At 57.6% G+C, this 20,572-nt stretch carries 19 protein-coding genes; 3 read left to right on the forward strand and 16 right to left on the reverse strand.

Annotation, left to right across the window (positions count from 1 at the left end):
• Positions 1–69 precede the first annotated feature (69 nt).
• The 5 genes from O4G22_RS08085 to larC form a co-directional block, all read right to left on the reverse strand.
• Positions 70–714 carry a superoxide dismutase gene (locus O4G22_RS08085; protein WP_306701484.1) on the reverse strand — a complete coding sequence of 215 codons (645 nt, stop codon included), beginning with the start codon at positions 712–714 and terminating at the stop codon, positions 70–72.
• 218 nt (positions 715–932) lie between these two features.
• Positions 933–2,393 (reverse strand): glycoside hydrolase family 10 protein, encoded by a 1,461-nt coding sequence (locus O4G22_RS08090; RefSeq protein WP_306701485.1) that lies wholly within the window; start codon positions 2,391–2,393, stop codon positions 933–935.
• Between the two features lie 98 nt (positions 2,394–2,491).
• Positions 2,492–3,247, reverse strand: a complete 756-nt coding sequence (gene larB / locus O4G22_RS08095) for a nickel pincer cofactor biosynthesis protein LarB (protein WP_297404064.1) — start codon at positions 3,245–3,247, stop codon at positions 2,492–2,494.
• Positions 3,244–4,059, reverse strand: a complete 816-nt coding sequence (larE, locus tag O4G22_RS08100; RefSeq protein ID WP_297667961.1) for an ATP-dependent sacrificial sulfur transferase LarE — start codon at positions 4,057–4,059, stop codon at positions 3,244–3,246. The genes larB and larE overlap by 4 nt, the downstream gene beginning before the upstream one ends.
• Complete coding sequence (gene larC, locus O4G22_RS08105) at positions 4,031–5,251, reverse strand: nickel pincer cofactor biosynthesis protein LarC (protein ID WP_306701486.1); 1,221 nt, start codon at positions 5,249–5,251, stop codon at positions 4,031–4,033. The genes larE and larC overlap by 29 nt, the downstream gene beginning before the upstream one ends.
• 200 nt (positions 5,252–5,451) lie before the next feature.
• On the opposite strand from larC, the gene O4G22_RS08110 reads away from it, so the two are divergent.
• Positions 5,452–6,462 (forward strand): polyprenyl synthetase family protein, encoded by a 1,011-nt coding sequence (locus tag O4G22_RS08110; RefSeq protein WP_297405112.1) that lies wholly within the window; start codon positions 5,452–5,454, stop codon positions 6,460–6,462.
• Between the two features lie 178 nt (positions 6,463–6,640).
• On the opposite strand, the gene O4G22_RS08115 is transcribed toward O4G22_RS08110, so the two are convergent.
• Complete coding sequence (locus O4G22_RS08115; protein ID WP_297405113.1) at positions 6,641–7,996, reverse strand: MFS transporter; 1,356 nt, start codon at positions 7,994–7,996, stop codon at positions 6,641–6,643.
• 145 nt (positions 7,997–8,141) lie between these two features.
• Positions 8,142–9,917 carry a peptidylprolyl isomerase gene (locus tag O4G22_RS08120; protein WP_297405114.1) on the reverse strand — a complete coding sequence of 592 codons (1,776 nt, stop codon included), beginning with the start codon at positions 9,915–9,917 and terminating at the stop codon, positions 8,142–8,144.
• Between the two features lie 319 nt (positions 9,918–10,236).
• Between O4G22_RS08120 and sufT the strand changes: the two genes are divergently transcribed.
• Positions 10,237–10,782 (forward strand): putative Fe-S cluster assembly protein SufT, encoded by a 546-nt coding sequence (gene sufT / locus O4G22_RS08125; RefSeq protein WP_094136498.1) that lies wholly within the window; start codon positions 10,237–10,239, stop codon positions 10,780–10,782.
• Between the two features lie 6 nt (positions 10,783–10,788).
• The gene (locus tag O4G22_RS08130; RefSeq protein WP_306701487.1) at positions 10,789–11,262 is read left to right on the forward strand and encodes a hypothetical protein; all 474 of its coding nucleotides are present in this window, start codon (positions 10,789–10,791) and stop codon (positions 11,260–11,262) included.
• A 226-nt stretch (positions 11,263–11,488) separates the two neighbouring features.
• Here the strand turns inward: O4G22_RS08130 and O4G22_RS08135 are convergent, their stop codons facing one another.
• From O4G22_RS08135 to O4G22_RS08175, 9 genes are all read right to left on the reverse strand, one after another.
• On the reverse strand, positions 11,489–11,617 hold the full coding sequence (locus O4G22_RS08135; protein ID WP_256943703.1) for a hypothetical protein: 129 nt from the start codon (positions 11,615–11,617) through the stop codon (positions 11,489–11,491).
• 26 nt (positions 11,618–11,643) lie between these two features.
• Positions 11,644–12,528, reverse strand: coding sequence for a DUF3472 domain-containing protein (locus tag O4G22_RS08140; RefSeq protein WP_297405116.1), 885 nt, complete (start codon positions 12,526–12,528; stop codon positions 11,644–11,646).
• Positions 12,529–12,881: 353 nt separating this feature from the next.
• A complete protein-coding gene (locus O4G22_RS08145; RefSeq protein ID WP_297405117.1) occupies positions 12,882–14,264 on the reverse strand; it encodes an NADH-quinone oxidoreductase subunit N in 1,383 nt (460 codons plus the stop codon).
• A gap of 51 nt (positions 14,265–14,315) precedes the next feature.
• On the reverse strand, positions 14,316–15,740 hold the full coding sequence (locus O4G22_RS08150) for a complex I subunit 4 family protein (RefSeq protein ID WP_297405118.1): 1,425 nt from the start codon (positions 15,738–15,740) through the stop codon (positions 14,316–14,318).
• A 22-nt stretch (positions 15,741–15,762) separates the two neighbouring features.
• Entirely contained in the window at positions 15,763–17,595 is a 1,833-nt protein-coding gene (gene nuoL, locus O4G22_RS08155) for an NADH-quinone oxidoreductase subunit L (RefSeq protein ID WP_297405119.1), read from the reverse strand.
• Positions 17,596–17,618: 23 nt separating this feature from the next.
• The gene (gene nuoK / locus O4G22_RS08160) at positions 17,619–17,936 is read right to left on the reverse strand and encodes an NADH-quinone oxidoreductase subunit NuoK (RefSeq protein ID WP_215834112.1); all 318 of its coding nucleotides are present in this window, start codon (positions 17,934–17,936) and stop codon (positions 17,619–17,621) included.
• Positions 17,937–17,961: 25 nt separating this feature from the next.
• Positions 17,962–18,672, reverse strand: a complete 711-nt coding sequence (locus tag O4G22_RS08165; protein WP_297405120.1) for an NADH-quinone oxidoreductase subunit J — start codon at positions 18,670–18,672, stop codon at positions 17,962–17,964.
• A 28-nt stretch (positions 18,673–18,700) separates the two neighbouring features.
• On the reverse strand, positions 18,701–19,264 hold the full coding sequence (locus tag O4G22_RS08170; protein WP_297405121.1) for a NuoI/complex I 23 kDa subunit family protein: 564 nt from the start codon (positions 19,262–19,264) through the stop codon (positions 18,701–18,703).
• A 34-nt stretch (positions 19,265–19,298) separates the two neighbouring features.
• Complete coding sequence (locus O4G22_RS08175; protein WP_094136488.1) at positions 19,299–20,567, reverse strand: complex I subunit 1/NuoH family protein; 1,269 nt, start codon at positions 20,565–20,567, stop codon at positions 19,299–19,301.
• Positions 20,568–20,572 lie beyond the last annotated feature (5 nt).

Below are 20,572 nucleotides of genomic sequence, written 5' to 3' on the forward strand. Positions count from 1 at the left end.
AAAAACGGCACGGGCTGAAGGAAGCCCGTACCGTCAGGGGTATAGAAAATCAACCTTTGCAAAGAACGGTCAGGAAGCTATGGCTTCCTGGTAGCGGCGTTCCACATCGTCCCAGTTGATCAGGCGGCAGAAGTCTTCAATATAGTCCGCCCGGAGGTTCTGGTGCTTCAGATAATAAGCGTGTTCCCAAACGTCGCAGACGAGAATGGGGACAAGGCCGGGAATTTCCAGATTCTGATGTTTTTCCGCCCCGCAGATTACCAGCGTCTTGCTGACGGGGTCCACGCCCAGAATGCCCCAGCCGGAACCTTCCACGCCCTGGGAGGCCGCCTTGAATTCATTCATCATGGCTTCCAGAGAACCGAATTTTTCCTTGATGGCATCTGCCAGAGGTCCTTGCGGCTCTTTTTTGGGATCAGGCGTCATGTTGGTCCAGTAAATGGTATGGAGAACATGGCCGGAAACATTGAAGGACAAGTTGCGCACCCAGTTGGTGGTGGCGGAAGCGTCCAGCTTCCCGTCCGCAATTTCACGGAGCTTTTCAGCCGCGGCATTGGCGCCGGCGACATAGGCCGCATGATGCTTGTCGTGGTGGATGCGCACGGTCTTTTCATCCAGCATGGGTTCAAGCGCGTCGTAGGCGTACGGAAGGGGAGGTAACACATATTTGCCGTCGGCATAACCGATCGTGGAGGGATTTTGCTTTTTAGTCATCTTGCGTTGTGAATGTAGGAATGGCCCTGCTGCCCGGGCTTGGCTGATTGTTCCCAGCGCCGCCAATGAGGAAAGAGCAATAAAACGTCTTCTGTTCATGTCCGCGCCACGGGAATCCATGGGAGTTTGGACATGGGTTGTTTTGGAGTTGTTCAAAAAAACTGGAACCCCGGGTGTTTTATTATGCTCCCTGGGTGGCGGGTCGGGGAAAAGCTTTTCTACCTCTTGACGGCCGATGCCGGCCCCTGGGCCCCGTAGGCGCTGACGCCCCTGACGGCGACAGCCCCCGCATCTCTCAGGAAAGATTTGGGCAGGGTTACGCGGGTCTGGCTGCCCGGAAGGAGGATGCGCGTGGCCCACCGGCTGCCGTAGCGCGCCTGAACGGCCCATTTCCTGGAGGGATTGCCGGACGGCTGCCAGGAGAGGGTTACGGTGGACCCGTTGTCCGCCACGTAAAAATTCTGCGGTTGTCCGGGCGTGCCGGTTCCGCACCAGGGCATGGCGGGCGGAACAGCCATGGAGGGATACAATCTGTTCAGGTATTTCTGGATGCCTCCTGCATTCCGCATGATGGATTTGATGCTCCAGAAGCATTGCCCGGGGGCGGTTCTGGCAAGGCTGCGGGAATAGTTGACCTGAGCCGCTATTTCAGAGGCGGGGCGGCCCGGGTCTTCGCTGCTCATGATGCGTGCCGTGGCAATGCCGGGCCACACCGGGCGTCTGGAGTTCTGGGCTGCCCACCATTGCATCAATGCGGGAAAGCTCTGCTTGGCCGGGCTGCAGCGCCAGTAAAGCTGAGGGGCTAGGTAATCCACCCATCCGCGGGAAAGCCACTTGCGGGCGTCGCAGGCCAGGTGCTCGTAGGCGTCCACTCCCGCTTCAATGCCGCCGGGAACGCCCGGCCTCCAGATGCCGAACGGGCTGACGCCCACCCGCACCCAGGGTTTGGAAGATTTGACGGATTTGTACATGTCCTGCACGAAGTCGTCGATATAGCTCCGGCGCTGGGAGGGAGATTTCCCGTCTCCAAAGGCGGCGGGAGACCACGCCCGGCCGGGAGTGGGGTAGGGGTAGAAATAGTCGTCCAGGTGCACCCCGTCAATGTCGTAGCGGCGCACGACGTCCATGATAACTTTCAGCGCGTGGTCGCGGGAGGCGGAAGCGCTGGGGTTCATCAGCAGCACGGAGCCGGTTCGTTTCATCAAATCGGGGCGCATGAGGGAAACATGGTTGCGGCCTACGGCATGCTTGACGTTGGCCTTTGCCCGGAAGGGGTTGAACCAGGCGTGCAATTCAATGCCGCGGCGGTGAGCCTCCTGAATGGCGAAGGCCAGAGGGTCATACCCCGGATTGACTCCCGGGCCGGAGAGCCACTGGCTCCATGGCTCCAGAGAAGAGCGGTACAGGGCGTCGGCATTCGGGCGCACCTGGAGAAACACGGCGTTCAGCTTTAACTGGGCGCAGGTATTCAGAATGTTCAACAGCTCCGCGCGCTGGGCTGCTCCGGGGAGGCCGGAACGGGAGGGCCAGTCAATATTATGAACGGTGGATATCCATGCCGCGCGGAATTCCTGAGGGACGGCGGGGACGGATTCTCCGGAGGGCTGCCACCCGAGCGCCTGGGAAGCCAGGGCAAGCAGGGAGCAGGAAAAGGCACGAAACAGGGGAAATCTGGTCATGACGAGGGAGGGAAAGGGGTGTTTCCGGAACATTTAACGCCCATTCGGCGGATCTGTCCATGACGGATGCCGGAGGTTCCGTCATGGAGAGGCGCTCCTCAGCAGGGCCTGGACGCCAGGCTGTTGATCAGGTGGGCATTGAATCCGGCCCCGAAACCGTTGTCTATGTTGACGACGGAAACTCCGTTGGCGCAGGAATTCATCATGGCGAGCAGGGTGGTCACCCCGTGGAAATTGGTTCCATAGCCCACGCTCGTAGGCACGGCGATCACGGGGGCCTTTACCAGGCCTGCCAGCACGCTGGGAAGTGCTCCTTCCATGCCCGCCACGGCCACCAGCGCGGTAGCTTGGCGAATGGAGTCCAGATGGGAGACCAGGCGGTGCAGGCCGGCTACGCCGCAGTCCCGGTACCGGACTACACGGCTGCCCAGAAATTCCGCCGTCAGGGCGGCTTCCTCCGCTACGGATTGGTCCGAGGTCCCCGCGCTGACGATGCCGACGAAACCCTTCGTCCGCGGGACGGGATTCGGAGCAATGCGCATGAGACGGGCTTCCGGGTGCATGTCCGCCGCCGGAAAGGCGCGGGTCAGGTAGTCCAGAGCTTCCCCGCTCAGGCGCGTAGCCAGAACATTTTGTCCGGCGGCAAGCAGACTGCGGGCTATCTCTTCAATTTGCTCCGGCGTTTTTCCTGCGCCGTAAATGACTTCCGGGCATCCGGTACGTTCCAGGCGGTTGTAATCAATATCCGTGTGGGAAGAGGCGGGAGCGGTGGCGGCCCGGATTTTTTCCGCCGCTTCCTCCGTGGAAAGGCGGCCTTCCTCAAACTGGTGCAGGATGGCGGTAATGTCATTCATGATGGTTCGTTCATGCTCCCTCTGGAATATCCTTCCAGATCCAGGGTGATGTGGCGGAAACCCAGTTCCCGCAGTCGGCGCGCCACGGTGGCGGCAAGTTTCCTGTTCCAGAACAGGTCGCCTTCCTTTTCCGGCAATTCAATGCGGGCCAGGCTGTCTCCGTGGACACGGACGCGGCAGCCTTTCAGCCCCAGGGTCCTCAGGAAAGATTCCGCTGCGTCCACGCGTCTCAGCAGGGCTTCCGTTACGGGACGGTTGTGCTCCAGCCGGGTCAGCAGGCATGCGTAGGCCGGTTTGCCGCTGACTGATTCCGGAAGGCCCAGCCGGCAGGCCAGACGGCGGATATCCGCCTTGTCCATGGCAGCTTCCAGAAAGGGACTCGGAATGCCGAGTTCCTGCAAAGCTCTGCGTCCGGGCCGGTAGTCGTCCAGGTCGTCAAGATTGGAGCCGTCCGCCAGCAGGGGGAACCCCAGCTCCGCCGCTTTGTCTGCCAGGGAGGAAAACAGGGCGTGCTTGCACAGGTAGCAGCGCAGGGGCGGATTATTCGCAAGGGCGGGCGGGATGGGAAACGCCAGTTTTTCCTGCCGGACACCCAGGCGGCGGCATAACGCCGTGCTGTCCCGCACTTCCTCCTCCATCACGTAGGGCGTTTGCGCGGTCAGGGCCAGGCAGTGATCCGCTCCCAGGATTTGGACGGCGGCGGCAAGCAGCACACTGCTGTCCAGCCCCCCGGACAAGGCGACGGCAAGGCGCTCCCTGGGGAGAAGGACGGCGCGCAGCCGTTCAAACGGAGTCTGTGGCGTCGTCGTCATGGGAAGGTGTGGGAAAAAGCCCCATCAGCTGGCATTGCTCCAGAGGCAACACGGTCTTTTCCGCCAGGGTCCTGCAATCTTCAAATTCCGCTTTCCGGTGATGGGGTCGGCCGTGCATAAAAGAAGTTTTTACATGAACCGTTCCATGGGGCGTAGGGACAGGAGCGCTTTCCCGGCGCAAAAGATGGCGGAGCGTGCCATGCTGCCTGATGCCCGGCGTGCTGCTGTGCAGGAAGAAGGCTTCCCGCACGCGGTCCGTCTGTTCCGGTTGGCACAAGGCGCAAACCTTGACCGCCAGACGGCCTTTCTTCATGCAGACGGACTCCTGCCAGGTATCCAGAGCGCCTGCCTCCATCAGCTTTTCCGCCAGGTAGGCTGTTTGTTCCGGCGTCATATCGTCTATATTGGCGCACAGCTCCGTCAGCAGTTCCGGGGAAGTTTCCACTTCTTCCGTTTCTACCAGCATCACCCGGAGAATATTCGGTATGGACAGTCCCTGTCGGTGGCCTATCCCATAGCCGGTTGCGGTAATCCGGCCTGCCAGCGGAGAGGGGACGGGCTGCGCCAGGGCGGCAATGTAGGCGGCTCCGGTGGGTGTAGTGGCCTCATGGGCGGTTCCATTCAGGGTGGCCCGGAAATGTTTCGCCAGCAAAGCCGTTGCCGGCGCAGGAACGGGCATTGTTCCGTGCTGGCAGGTTACGGTGCCGGACCCCAACTCCACCGGTCCGGTGAAAACGGCGTCCACCCGGAGCATTTCCAGGCAGATGGCAGCTCCCGTGATATCGATGATGGAATCCACTGCGCCCACCTCATGGAAATGTACTTCCTCAGGAGCCGTGCCGTGTACGCGGGCTTCCGCCTCCGCCAGCAGGGTGAAAATAGAAAGGGCCGTCCGCTTGACGGTGTTGGAAAGGGCGCTTGTCTCAATAAGTGTTCGTATATCAGCCATAGTCCGGTGGTGGTGCGCATGGCTGCAGCCGGAATGCCCTTCTTCCTCCGTCAGCACGTCAATCCGGGTTCCCTGGATGCCGTGTTGCTGCGCCCGGCGGCATTCCAGTTTCCACTCCCCGTGCACATGCAATTTGGACAGTTCCCGTTCCAGGTTTTCCCGGTCCGCTCCCAAATCAATCAGGGCGGCCAGATTCATATCTCCGCTGATGCCCGCGCTGCAATCATAGACCAAGGCTCTCATGATGGCCCAGTGTAGAAGGAAAATCTCCTGGCTCAAGGTCAAAATGAGCCTTATCCCGGGAGGGGGCCGGCGCCTGGCAAATCGGGTTTGGCGGATTGCCGTTCGGTTATGAAAAGATGTCCTGTGAAATACATTGCTAGGGAACTTTAAATATGCCACAATCCCTGCGGCGCTGACCAGCGCCGCCCCCGTTCTATATCATGTCCATTCCGTTCTTTTCGAAATTACGATCCCAGAAGCACTATCTTCAACTGGTTAAGCCGGAATTGAAGCAGGTTTCCGAGTTTGTTGAAGCGCAATCATCATGTTTTGACCCGGAGGTGGCCGATTACATGGAGACGGTATGCCAGTCCAAGGGCAAAATGCTTCGGCCGGCCCTGGTTCTGCTGGTTGCCGGCGCTACGGGCGGCGTCAAACCGGCCCATATCCGGCTGGGCGCTCTGCTGGAAATGGTGCATCTGGCTTCCCTCGTGCATGATGACGTGATTGACGGAGCTGATAAACGCCGGGACGAGGCTACGGCGAATGCCCTCTGGGGCAACAGCCTCGCCGTGCTGCTGGGGGATGTTCTCTTTTCCCATGCCATGGTGCTGGGCACGGAATTCGGCAGCACGGAATTCTGCCGCAGGCTGGCGAATACCGTCAGGAACGTATGCCAGGGGGAAGTGGCCCAGTCCAGCCGCCTGTATGATCTGAGCATGACCCGGGAGGAATATTTTGAAATCATCCGGAAAAAAACCGCTTCCCTTTTCTCCGCGGCTACGGGGGGCGCTGGCTGGATTTCCGGAGTAACCCCGGAAGTGGAAGAATCCCTCTATCAGCTGGGGGATCTGCTGGGTGTAGCCTACCAGATTTACGACGACTGCCTGGACATGGTGGGAGATGAAGACGACGCCGGAAAGACGCTTCATACGGACGCCACCAAGGGCAAGCTGACCCTTCCCATCTTCAATTTGCTGGAATGCGGTGACAGGAATGTGGAGGCGACCCTGCGGGACGCCATTGAAAACCGTGAAGTAGTGGATTACTCCGCCTTTCAGGATAATCCCGTTTTTGCGGAGGCGCTGGACAAGGCGATTCAGGTAGCGCTGGAGAAAAACGAGGCGGCCCGCGAAATCCTGTGGCTCCTTCCCCAAACGGAATACCGTGAAGCTTTGGCGGAGATGACCTTTTACATGGACGATCTGCTTAACGACTGCCGTATCTCCTGACCTTCTTCAGAACTTTTTGTCCGGTCATATCCTCATGTAATTTGTGTCTTCCGGCGCTTTTCCGAAAGGAAACCTGACGGAGGGAATGGCCGGGCTGCATGTTGCTTTCTTACGGCCCGGTTGTTTTTCAAGACATGATTAAACCCCGGCCATATGTTCGGGAACGGCGGCGTTTTCTTTATTCCGTTTTTCCGTACCTGCGCGCCCGGAAGGAGTAGGCTACCGCCACCACGGCGGCCAGTACGGCGTACAGGATGAAGCGGTCCGTGGAAATGGCGTTGGCTGCTTCTCCGTTGGACAGGAAAAAAGTAATTGCGGCCACCAGCATGTTGCCTGCAAAAATCGTGAGGTTCCAGAAGCTGGTGATGAGGCTTTTTAAATGCGCCGGAGCTTGCGTATAGGCAAATTCCAGGCCGGTGGTGCTGACCAGGATTTCAGAGATGGTGAGTACGCAGTAAGGAATCAGCTGCCATGCGATGGACATGGAGGCTCCTTCTTCCAGCCGGTATTGCAGGAAAGCGACAATCAGGAATGTAGCGGAACTAAGGGCCAACCCCGTTCCGAGACGCACCAGGGGCTTCGCCAGTGTTACCGCCCTGGGATAAACAAATACGGTGATGAGGGGGATAAACACCATGACAAAAATGGGATTGGCCGCCTGGATTTGGGCCGGCCCGATGGACCAGGAACCGCCCGGAAGCGGGATGGAAAGAGGAATCATCCTGCTGCCCTGGGCCACCCAGGAGGAAGCCGTCTGTTCGAAAATGGACCAGAATGGGATGATAAAGGCAAAGATGGAAAGGATTTTCAGGATGTGCCTGGTGTCTTCCACGGCAGAAGTTCCGCAGCGTTGTTCCGCGTTTTTCCAGCCTCCGTGGAACAGGATGATGAAAAGGACTTTCCAGAAGCCGGCCTGGCCGTTGTTCCGATCCGGAGACGTTTTGTGGTATTTTTTGCGGCCCAGCCAGAAGACGAAAGTGGCGACTCCCATGAAAAGGCCCGGGACGGCAAACGCCCAACTGTACCCGTAATGCTGTTCCATGGCCGGAATGACCAGGAAGGAGAAGAAGGAACCCAGGTTGATGGCCCAGTAGAAGGCATTGAAGGCCTTGGTCATTAACTGCGGGGACTTATTGGGAATCTGGTCTCCCATAAAAGCGGAGACGCATGGCTTGATGCCTCCGGCTCCCAGCGCGATGATGAACAGGCCCGCCATGAGAATGTAACGGCGCGCTTCAATGGTGTGAAAAAGATCCGCCGTTGCCAGAACTCCGTGCCCTACGCAGTAAAGCAGGGAAATATAAAGAATGGTTTTATATCGGCCCCAGACCTTGTCCGCCAGCCATGCCCCCGCCAGGGGAAGCAGATAAACCATTCCCACAAAGATATGGAGGGTGGAGGTTGCCCAGTTGTCGCTCATCAGCAGGTGGCCCGTCATGTACAGCATGAGGATGGACTTCATGCCGTAGAAGCTGAAACGTTCGCAGGCTTCCGTTCCGATGATGTATCTGGATTGGGAGGGCAGGGCGCTCATTGGATGATGAAAAGGCAGAGGATGGAGAGAATAATAAAAATGATGGCCTCCGGGCGGAGGCCATCATGGTGAATGCGTTCAGACGGCGTTCAGGGCCTGTGAAAAGGAGACGGGCGCACTGACGGTTGTCATGAAAGGAAAAACGTTAGCGTTCCTGATTCAGGATGGGGGCAATTTCCACCTTGTATTGGGCAATGCACGCTTTCAGCCAGTCCAGCATGATCATGGATTTTGCCTGGGCAGTCAGAGCCGGGGCAATTTGCTGGGTAGCTTTGATTTGGAATTCCGGCGTATCCTCCAGTTCGCGCTTGACGAGCTGGGTCAGCAGGATGCCGTCCCCCGTGTTGATGGGCTGGGCCATCTGGCCGGGGTTGATGACGGAAACCGCCTGGAATACTTCTTCAGGAGCCGGGAGTTCTTTGGGAGGGGCCAGGCGGGAATTCATGGCCCGTTCCAGAAGAGACTGGAGTTCTTCCTGTGTTTTGGCGTTTTGCAGGTTGACGCTGCTCAAGAGTGCGTTCGGATTAATAAAGGGGCCGTAAGCGCCGGTTTTTGCGCCGGCTTTTCCGGCGATGGCATTGAACTGTTCCACAGGGTTCTCCGCCTTCTGCAGTTCCGTATTGAGTTCCGTAGCTGCCTTGTTCATGGATTCAACGGTCATGCTTTCCAGGAGGTCGGCACGCGCGCTGTTGCGGGCAGACTCGTAAGGCAGGGCTTTGACCGGAGTAACGCCTTCCAGGCGGATCAGGACGACTTGCCCGTTTTCCAGCACCTGCATGGTGCTGATCTGTTCGGCCCCGGTTTTGGCGCGCGCTTCTTCAATGGCCTTGGCATCCGCATCCGCATTCAGGGCGGGGGCTCCCGTCAGGGAGAAAGCCACATCCAGCAGATTGGCGCTGCGTCCGTCGGAAGCGGATTGGTTGATTGTCTGGTTGATTTCCTGAGGCGCGTTTTTGCGCGTTACGGCCGTGTAAGATTTTTTCTCCATTTTGCAGACGCCGGGAGCCTTGGCCAGGGCTTCGCTGATGGCCTGGTCCATGTTCCTGCCGTTGGTGGCGTTCAGCGGTTCCCAGATGTCATTTTCCACCAGGTTCATGGTCTCCATGGTGGCGTTGGAAATGTCGCCAGGCTTGGGAGCCTGGGCATCTCCTGCGGGGATAAAGGTGTAAACGGTGAAGAAGCGCGCTTCTTCATTCTTGTAATTTTCCTTATGCTTGTCCCAGAAGGTTTTTATTTCCTCTTCTCCGGGATCCGTCTTGGGACGGAAGGCGCTTTTTTCCAGGAAGGCGGTGTTGATGGTAATCTGCTGGCTGTTGGATTCGGCGACAGCTTCGGCAAAACCGGGCTCCACGGAAATACCCCCGGTCAGCACGTCCTTGATGCGTTCCAGGCTGATGGTGTCTTCCATCAGTCCGCGCAGCAGTTCCTCCTGCAGCTTTTTACCCATGTTGCCGCGCATGGAAATGAAATTGTCGTATTTTTGGGGGTCGAAAACGCCTTTGTCGTTCTGGAACTCCGGAATCTTGCAAATGGCATCGTCAATTTCCGTGGTGCTGGGCGTCAAGCCCAGGCGTCCCGCCTCCCGACGGATAATGCCGCGGTAGGCCAGAAAAGCCGCATTGGGGTTATTTGTTTTCAACAGGTAGCAGAGTTCGCGCAGATTTTCTTCCGAGCTGAAATTGTCCTGAAGCAACGGTCCGAAGGTGGAAGGGAAGGAAAAAGCCACGGACAGGCCGGTCCTGCCCATGTTGTTATAATCCTTTTCCCCATAAGATTTCCCGTCCACGGAAACGAAAGTCTGCTTGAACATGCCGGTCAGGGAGCCGCCGCTTACGTCCCCGCCGATGAACATGAGGCCCACAAACACCAGGGCCATGGCTGCCATGATGACGATTGTATGTTTACGTAAGTAATCTAGCATGGAATGTCAGGTTGAAAATGCACGTGCAGCCGGGGCAGCCCGGACAGCCCGAACCTTTTACACTTTTTCCCTCCGCTAGGCAAGAACGAAGCTCTCCGCTTCCGGCGGCTTTTCCAAAACATGGCGGCATGCTCTTTCCTGTCATGAAGGGCTTTCCCGGCCGGGGCAGAACAGTTTTTGACCTCGACGGTGATGCAAATACGCCTTATGTTGCTCCTGCGCGAAAGATTCCGGGAACCATGGGACGGTTCTGCCCTATGGCGTTCGGATGCCTCCGGCGCGTGTCCATAGTCGGATATTCCTTTAATCGCAAGGATTTATGCTGAACCAGGTAATAGAACTCAAAAGAGAAGTGACGGCGGTCCAGATCCCCAGCGGGGATGTGCTCACCCTGCCGGAAGGGGAACGCGTGTATGTCACCCAGATACTGGGTGGCTCCTATACCGTGGCTACGGACCATGGCCTGGCCCGTATTTCCAGGGAGAACGCGGACGCCCTTGGCGCTGGAGCGGAAGAACCTTCTCCGGAAGCGGCTGCGCTGGATGAGAACGCCACACTGGAAGAAAGGGTCTGGGATACGCTGAAATGTGTGTATGACCCGGAAATTCCCGTGGACATCGTCAACCTGGGCCTGATCTATGATGTGACTGTCATTGAGCTGGAGAACGGCCTTCACCATGTGGCGGTAAAAATGACCCTCACGGCGCCCGGCTGCGGAATGGGCCCTCATCTGGTCATGGAAGCCAAGGACCGTATTGAAGCGTTGGAAGGGGTGGAGGCCGCGGATGTGGAAATGGTGTGGGATCCCCCCTGGAATCAGGACATGGTCAGCGAGGAGGGCAGAATGAAACTCGGATTGATCTGATTTTCCATGCCGGTAACGTTGAGATTATCAGATGAGGAAGCGCGTGATTTGGCGGAAATGCTTTCCACCGCCGCCACGGTGGCTGCCTCCAACCAGCAGGACGGGGCGGAAGCGCGCCTGGCTGCGTGGGGAAATTTGGTTTCCCGGCTGATGAAGGAGCTTTCCGTCACTCCCAAATTGAAAGGGCGCATTGCCTATGCGGAGGACCTGGGCGGCTATGCCTTCACACGGGAATATGAAGAAAACGCTTTTTTTCAGGATTGCTTGGATGAATATCGGGATAATTCTTTCTGGGCGGATCTCGTGACGCGTATGGCGGACAAGGCCATCAGCGAACACCTGGGAGCGGAATATTTTGAAAACATGCCGGAAGAGGAACGCCGCCGCACTGCGGAAGCCCTGGAAAAATCCCTGTGGCAGGAATGCGCCAGATACGGCATTGACCGGCTGGGCTTCATCCTGCCCCCGTCAGACGGGTAAGGAGAAAAAACGTTTAAAAATCCTGTGAACCGGGGCGGCTCGCAGGTTCGGGCGCGATTTGCACGCATACCCTGGGGAACACCGGTCCGTATTGCCTTTCTGCCGAGAAAATACTCCCTTATATCCGTCCTGTTTCAGGTCTCGGGAACATGCGCGCTTTCTGGATGCGGCAAAATGATCCGGGGATTGTTTAGTCCTGCGTACGGCGGTTCACCGCATCGGGACCTTATTCCTCCGCATTTTCCGGCAGTGGCGGGGTAGGGCTACCCAGGTGTTCCGTTTCCTTGGGAGTGGAGAGCACCTTGTAATACGCCCATGCGGCGGCGGCCAGTACGCCGCCGATGGAAACAATCATGGTTAACCAGCCGGTTGGGGACATAATCAGTTCATGTTCTCCTGAACTAGACTGGTAACAGTCTTGTCAGGCAGGATGAGTTTAATATTTTGGGGCAGGGGGCGATTTTGGAACAGCTTGAAATCCGTCATTTTCGTGCTTCCCCCCGTCTGAAGCAGCACGGAACCATCAGGTTGGATATTCGCCATGACGTTGGTGGAAGGGGTTCGGTCGCCGGTGAACGTTACGCTGGTATTGGGATGCCATTTGCCGTCCTTGTACGCGAAGCTTGGGCCAAAGAAGGCTCCGCGGGCCTTCTTGGCGGATTCAAAATTGCGCATAAAATCTTCCACGAATCCGACGGAGAAGGAAAGCTCCTTTTCCGAGGAATGCGTTTTCCATTTGGAAATAAGATCCCAGGACTTGTTTTTGTTATTAAAGTAATAGCCGCTGATTTCCTTGAATTTGCCCATTTTTTTGACGCAGACGAGGAAGCGCATCTCCTCCCCGATTGTCCAGGGATAATCCACGAAGCTTTGTCCGCCTGTCCCTTCACCGCCAAAACGTCCGGAGCGTGCATCTTTGCCCAGTTTTACCAGCTTGGTGCGTTCTTCTTCCGGAACGTCGTTGGGGTTGTCCCCGTGTGCCACCGGATCCCAGATGGAAAAGATGATTACTTTTTTACCGTTGGATTGTTCCTGAAAACCGATATAGCCGTCATCAAAGTTCATGGCGCAGAAGTAGGTGCCGGGAACGGATGTTTTGGCTTTTACTACATTGTACAGGGCGCTCGCCTGGACGGGATGTCCCTGCTGATTGATATGGACGGAACGGCACTGGCGCTTGGCCAGCAGTTCCGGGTCCTGTGCTTGCAGGATAGTTCCGGAGAACAGGGCGGCGCAAATGACGGCGGTGGAGGTTAAAAGACGCATGGTTGTGAATGATTGATGGTTGTCTGCCTGATGACCGGAGGAAGGGCAGGCAAATAATTAGAACAGGCTAATTACGGTTGTCCTGAGGGAAATCTCGCATGCAGGCCGCACTTTTTTCACAATTTTTCCGGCATGAATATGATAAAAGAAATGTATGGCTCAGGCGAATTGCTCAGGATCCTGAAACGGCTGAAATCGTAAGCCCGGAAGGCCGGGCAGCTGCAACCTCTCCTTCTCCCTTCCGTTTTCGGCCGGCCGGCGCGGAACACGCGGCTTTTCCTGAATGAGGAAGGCCGTTCTGCGAACAATTCGGAGAACGGCCTTTGGAATCATGGGCGGAAAGGAAGCGTTTGTTACCGGATGGGATTCAGGAACAGAGGCATCAGGCCCCCCAGCACGATGAAAATGGAGAACGCGGCCAGCATGACTCCGGAAATGACCGGCACCTGCACGGGTTCTGCGTTTTCTGCGGGTTTGTCCCAGTACATGGAGCGGATGACTTTGAAGTAATAGTAAAACCCGGACGCTGCGCAGACGATCATGACGGGGAGCATCCAGCCCAGGTACAGCCCCGTATTGATGACGTGCACGAAAGAAATCATTTTGGCGAAAAATCCGGCCGTCAGCGGCACGCCCGCCAGGGAGGCGAACATGATGGTGACAGCCAAGGCCAATCGGGGATTGGTTTTGCCCAGACCGCGGAACGCGGAAATTTCCTCGCTTCCTCGCTGGATGCGAATCATAGCAAGGGCGAAAAAGACGCCGAAGGTCATGACCAGGTACACAGCTAGGTAGAACGGAGCGTTCGGAGCCAGCTGACCGTCCACAGTACCGATGAATAAGGGAAGGATGAAGCCTGCCTGCGCGATGGAGGAATAACCCATCATGCGTTTCAGGTTCGTCTGGGGAATGGCGCCCAGGTTGCCCACCAGCAGGGTAGCGGCGGCCATCAGGGCTACGACGAATTCGACGGGGGGCAGCACGGCGAATGGGGCCAGGATGATGCCGAGCAGGGCGAATCCGGCTACTTTGGAGGCTACGGAAAGGAAAGCCGTCACCGGAGTGGGAGCTCCCTGGTACACATCCGGAATCCACAGCTGCATTGGAACTGCGCCGATTTTGAATGCTGTGCCGAGCAGTAGCATGGCGAGGGCCAGGTACATGGCGGGGGCTATCTGGCCGGCCAGAGCGTGGCTGACGATGGTTTCATTATAAATGAATGTTCCCGTAATGCCGAAATACCAGGCCAGGCCGAAAACGAGGAATCCCGTGCTGACTGCGCCCAGAATCAGGTACTTGATGCCCGCTTCCGTGGAACCCAGGTTCCGCCGGAAATAGCCTACCATGATGAAGGAGCTCAGGGTGAGCACTTCCAGGGAGACGAACAGTTCCACCAGGTTGGAGGCTTTGCACAGGGAGGTGATGCCTACGCAAGCCAGCAGGGGCAGGATGTAGAATTCCCCCGTGCCCTCCTGGGATTTGGAGTCATTGGAGGAAAAGTTGATGACGGCCCGGAAATCTACGGAAAGCAGCAGGGTGACAGCTGTGGCGACGAGCGCCAGGATGATGTAGGTATTGTCATAGAGCCCTTCCATGTAGAAGGGAAGCATCGCCAGGGTTCCCGCCGCGCCAATCAGCCCGAAAAAGAATTTGGGCGTTTTTTTGCAGAAGGTCTCCGCCAGAAGCAAAAGCATTGCCAGGCCGGCCAGGATAAATTCCGGAATATACGCTTGCATGGGTAAAAGAAAAATCAGGTTAAACTAGGATTGTATTCGGAAGGGGAGAAATCAGGAGAAGAACTGAAGCACCAGCGTGGGGAAGAAGCCGAAGACCGCCAGGGCGATGACCAGGAAGCAGTTGGCCGCCCGTTCGGAGGGAAGCAGTTCCGTGGCGTAGGCGGAGGCTTTGGACAAATCCCCCTGGAAGATATTACGGTAGGCTCTCAGCATGTATACCGCGCCGATGACCAGCCCCCAGAGGCACAGGATGGTGGCGATTTGAACGGGGCCGAAGCTGTTGCTGAAACCGGCGAAACCGGAGAAAAAGACCATGAATTCCCCAGGGAAATTGGCGAGGCCGGGGAGGCCGATGGAGGCCATGCCCGCCAGACCGAAAACGAAAGCCATGCGCGGCAGCTTGGTGCCCAGTCCTCCCAGAGAGTTGATTTCCAGTGTGCCTGTCTGCTTTTCAATCTGTCCGCAGAGCAGGAAGAGAAGGGCGATTGTCAGGCCATGGGCCAGCATCAGCAGAGCAGCCCCTTTCAGCGCCCAGGGATTGGCTTCCGCGGAACCGGAAACCACCAGGGCGGCGAAAGCCAGGAAAATATAACCCATGTGCATCACGGAGGAGTTGCCCAGCAGCAGGTCCAGCCTTTTCTGGTTGACGGTCACGTAACCCACCCAAATGACATTGCAGACGAGCAGAACCAGCAGGATGTTCGTCCAGGGAAGGAATCCTGTTTCCATCAGCGGCTGGAACATGAAAAGCCCGTACAGACCAAATTTCTTAAGGACTCCGGCGTGCATCATCGCTACCGGAGCGGGTGCGGATGCGTAGGCGGGGGCTGCCCAGGAATGGAAAGGGAAAAGGGAAATCAGCGTGCCGAATCCGGCGATGAGCAGAGCTCCGATAAGTTCCGCATGGGCAAGTTCGCGCCCGCTGGCCATGAAGTCTTTCAGGCCGGAGAAGGTGAAGCCCGCCTGCGTGCCGATCATCAGCAGGGCGGCCAGCAGAACCATGGAGGCAAGCCCCAGGTAAAGCGTGGCGCGCCAGGCCGTGGTGCGGCGGTCGCCGCGTCCATACAGGCCGATCATCACGAAGGTGGGGATAAGAGCCAGTTCATGGAAGGCGAAGAAGGAGATCATGTTGTCGGACAGAAACGCCCCGGTGGCGCCTGCGGAAATCAGAAGGGCGGAATTGTACCAGGAAGCTTCTCCCCCCTGGGGCGGGTTGGTGCCCAACACGGAGGCGAAGGTAACCAGGATGGTCAGCAGCAGCATTACTTTGGACAGGGCCGGAGCCAACGTGAGCTGGAGGTCCATCCCTTCAAAGCGGGACCAGCAGGAGGAACAGCCGTCAAAGCTAACCAGGGCCCAGATGCCGAGGGCCAGCGTCAGGGTGGCGCTGAGCAGGGCTGTCGGGCGTGCGGGCGCCTTGCACAGACCGATGAGGGCCGCGGCAATCAGAGGAATGAGAACAAGCCAGATAAGCATGGTATGTGATTGGTTGGTTAGGTTAGCAGGAATAGAAGACGGTAAAGTAAATGACCAGGAGCAGGCCAATGCCGAAGAGGGCCGTATAAGCGGCCATGTTGCCGGACTGCAGACGGCGCAGCAGGGAGCCTATGGCGGCAGTCAGCCGCGCCAGTCCGCCCACGATGAGGCCGGAGATGATGAACTGGTCCATAAAGTCGATGATGGCGGCCAGAACTCCCTGGATGCCCCTGACCAGCACCTTATCATAGAACAGGTCGATATAAAGGCGGTTGGCGAGAGCCCGGGAAACAACATTGCCGGAGAGCTTGTCAGAAGCCGGGGAACCTGCGTAGAAGGCAGCCGCAAGCAGGATTCCGAGCACCAGTGCCCCCATGGAGACGTAGAAAGGCATGCCCATGTGGAAGCTTTCGGAAACGAATCCGTTGAAAGGAACCAGCCTGTCTGCGATAAATCCGTAGCCGGAGATGAGAGCCAGGACCGCCAGAATCAGCAGGGGAACCAGCATGAGGCCGCCTACTTCCGAAGCGTGTTCCGAGCTGTGGCTGCGGCTCCTGCCGAAGAAGACCACAAAGATGACGCGCATCATATAGAAGGTGGTCAGCAGGGCAACGCCTGCGCCGATCCAGAAGAAGACCGGGTTTTTGTGAAGGGCTGCCTCCAGAATGGCTTCCTTGGAGAAGAAGCCGGACGTGAACGGAATGGCAATCAGCGCCATGGTGGCGATGATGAAGGTGAGGGAGGTCAGCTTCATGCGCTTCATGATGCCGCCCATTTTCCAGATGTCCTGTTCATGGTGGCAGGCGAAGATGATGGCCCCGGCGCCCAGGAAGAGCAGGGCCTTGAACCACGCGTGGGTGAAGAGGTGGAACATGGCTGCCTCCCCGGCCAGCAGCCCCAGGGCCATGACCATGTAGCCGAGCTGGGAGAGGGTGGAGTAGGCCAGAACGCGTTTGATGTCATTCTGCTGGGTAGCCATGAAGGCGGCGATGACGGCCGTAATGGCCCCGATGCCGGTAATGACGTTGCAGGCCAGGGCGGGGAAAGCCTCAATGCCGATGGAGTATTGAACGCGCACCATCATGTAAACGCCGGCGGCTACCATGGTGGCCGCATGGATCAGGGCGGAGACGGGGGTGGGACCTTCCATGGCGTCCGGAAGCCAGACGTGCAGCGGGAATTGGGCGGATTTGCCCACCGCTCCGCAGAAAAGGCACAGCACCGTAATGTTCAGCAGGTTTTTACTGATTCCTACGGGTATTTCCATCAGGCTGAAATCCAGCGTGTTGGTCAGCGCCCAGAGGGTCAGAATGCCGATCAGGAAGCCGAAGTCCCCGACGCGGTTGCAGATGAAGGCTTTTTTGGCGGCGTTGGCGGCAGTGTCCCGGGTGTACCAGTGGCCGATGAGCAGATAGGAGGAGAGGCCCACCAATTCCCAGAAGATAAAGGTCATGGCGATGTTGTTCGCCAGAACGATGCCCGTCATGGAGAACATGAAAAGGCTCAGGCACGCGAAGTAGCGCGTTTTCGCCTTGTCGTCCGCCATGTAACCCAGAGAGAAAACATGAACCAGCAGGCCGATGCCCGTGACCACCAGCATCATGCGGGAGGAAAGGGGATCCAGAATGAAACCCAGATCCACGGAAAAGATGTCGGAAATCGGAAGCCAGGAGAAGGAGGCAGACCCGGTCCGGTCCAGCAGGCCCAGGGAAAGAACGAAGGTCGCCAGGCAGGAGAAGGTGGAGGTGAGGGCCGCGACGTTAGGACGTTTGGTCAGCAGGAACCAGTCAAAGGCGGCTACGACCAGCGGCAGGAAGAGCAGAAGCCAGGTGTATTGAATATCAATATTGAACATATTCGTGGAGTAGTGTGTTGCTCTTAATCTTTCAGCGTGTTGAGATTTTGCGTGCTGGCCGTGCGCCTGGCCCTGTACAGGGAGACGATGAGGGCCAGACCGATGGCCACTTCCGCCGCGGCGATGGTCAGGATAAAGATGGAGAGGGCCTGGCCGTCATAGTTGGGCAGGCCCATGGTGCCCTGGGCGCGGGAAAACGCTACCAGGGACAGGTTGGCTGCACTGAGCATCATTTCCAGGCACATGAAGATGACGATGATGTCGCGCCGGACAATCACCCCCATCAGGCCGATGGCGAACAGGACGCCGGAAAGGATCAGATAATGCGTAAGAGGTATCATGGTGATGGCTGTGGTAAGGGGTTCTTTATTTTCCAGAGGGGCGGCGGCTCAGCACGACGACGCCGATGGAGGCCACCAGCAGGGCCAGTCCGGCGATGACCAGGCTCCGGTTATATTTGTCAAACAGAGTACGGCCCAGCAGGGCGGTGTCCGGGAATTCTCCGTTGTCTATCTCCGCACGGATGGTGGTGCCTTCCGGATAGAGGTGAGCGGAACATTGGGGAGAAAGGGAAGGGAGAATGACGGAAGGGGCTCCGTTGTTGCGGAGGCCGCAGGCGGGAGCTCCCATTCCGGTTTTGGAGGGGGCTGCGTTCTCCTGCCCGATTTTCAAATCGTTCCAGGCCTGTTCCGCGCCGGCCATCGGACAGCGGTGCGTTTCTTTGGCGCCGGGCAAAGAATAGATGATGCCGATAAGCTGGCCCAGGAAGAGGCCGGTGATGATGACCCCGATGGCGACGGAGAAAGGCCTGCTGAAGGGGGATGTTTCCTGCTTCACATTCAGCAGCATGATGATGAACGCGAAGAGCACCATAATGGCCCCGGCGTATACAAGGATCTGGAGAATGCCCAGGAAGTGGGCTCCCAGCCCGATCATGACGGCGGCGGTGGCTCCAAAGGAAAGAGCCATCATCATGGCGGAGGAGACGGGGTTGCGCATGAAGACGACCATCAGGGACAGGACCACGGCCAGGGCCCCGAAAACGTAAAAAAGTATGTCGCTGGCAAAAATGTTCATAACGTACGGGAAATGGAGTGTTCGGGGGTTATTTGTATTGGTTCCACTTGTTGACCAGCCCCTTGCGGGTGCCGCCCAGTTCATAGAGCTTGGCCTTGTTGTGGATGGCCTGGGTTTTATCCGTGGGGGTAAACAGGTAGTTATGGCTCATGAAGATGGCCTGTTCCGGGCAGGCTTCCTCACACATGCCGCAGTAGATGCAGCGCAGCATGTCAATTTGAAATTCCCTGGGGGCTTTTTCCACTTTGCCCCACGGTCCTTCCTGGATGGGGCCGGGGGTGATGGTGATGGCGCGGGCCGGGCAGATGAATTCGCAGAGCTGGCAGGAAACGCAGCGTTCACGGCCGTCTTCGCCTTTCACCAGCACGGGGGCTCCGCGGTAATATTTCGGCAGATGTTTGTCCCATCTGGCTTCCGGATACTGCATCGTAACGCCGATGCCGGAACCGGCCAGTTCTTTTTTGTTGCGGGATTTGCCCAGCAGATCCAGAACGAGGTGCTTGATAGTGAGCCAAAGACCGCCAAGAATGGATTGCAGATAGAACCGCTCTCCAAGGGAGATCTTCGGACGCTTGATCGTTTTGAAGGCCATAATAGTGATGTTGTCGGAATGAAGAAGGGGGAGATTACTTGACGAAGTACAGGATGGCGGCTGTAAGGAAGATGTTGATGACGGCCAGTTCAAAGAAGACCATCCAGCCGAGCTTCATCACCTGGTCATAACGGAAGCGGGGGAGCGTCCACCGCACCCAGACGAAGAAGAAGGCGAAGAAGAGAAGCTTGAGCACATATGCGATGAGCTGGCAGATGACCGCCACCCAGTTGGCTACGTGTTCGTTGAGCCAGCCGTCCAGGCCGAAGCCGATGGACCAGCCCCCCAGGAACAGCGTGATGACCAGGGAGGACCCCACCACCATGGCGGCATATTCCCCCATGAAGAACTGGGCGAATTTCATGGAGGAGTATTCCGTATGGTAGCCGCCCACGAGGTCCGTTTCACATTCGGACATGTCAAAGGGCGTGCGGTTGGCTTCCGCGAAAATGGAAGTGAGGAAGATGATGAAGCTGATGGCTACGGGCACCAGCAGTATCCAGCGCTGCCAGCTTAGGCCCTCGCCCCATACGGGAAGCAGAAGCCAGCCGTTGGCGGCCTGGTATTCCACGATGTTGGACAGGTCCAGCGTGCTGTAAATCATCAGTACGGGGATGATGGACAGGCCCATGCTGATTTCATAGGAAATCATCTGAGCTGAGGAGCGCACGCCTCCCAGGAAGGGGAATTTGGAGTTGGATGACCATCCGGCCAGCACCAGACCGTACACGGAGAGGGAGGAAATGGCGAACATCCAGAGGGGGCCTACGCTGAGGTTGGCCACCGCCATGTTGACGTTGCCGTAAGAGGTTTGAAGGTCTCCGGCGAAGGGAACGACGGCTGCCGTCATCAGCGGGGGAGCAAGCACCAGAATGGGGGCGATCCAGAAGTACACGCGGCGCACGAAGGGCGGCGTGAAATCCTGCTTCAGGAACAGTTTGCCGCCGTCCACCATGGGTTGCACGAGACCGAAGACGGGGATGTCGCGGTCCAGGCGGAAAAAACGGCACAGGTTGGCGATTTTGCCGTCATGAGGCAACCCGAAGTAGTCCAGCGTCTTTTTGAACGGCAGGTCGGATTTCATGCCGAAGCGGCGGAAGATGCTTAACGGAATGCCGGCGCGGTTGGGGCCCACGCGGTCCTGGATCCAGGCGGCCACCCGGCGTTCAATGTACACGCAGACCGGAATAAACAGAATGGTGATGGCAAAACAGATGACGATTTTGATCAGCAGAGTGATGATATAAAACCACACAGGGTTGCTGAGCACCTCGTCGCAAAAGGTTAGAATCGAATCAATCATGGCGG

The sequence above is a fragment of the Akkermansia muciniphila genome, assembly GCF_030848305.1.
GTDB lineage: Bacteria > Verrucomicrobiota > Verrucomicrobiia > Verrucomicrobiales > Akkermansiaceae > Akkermansia > Akkermansia muciniphila_A.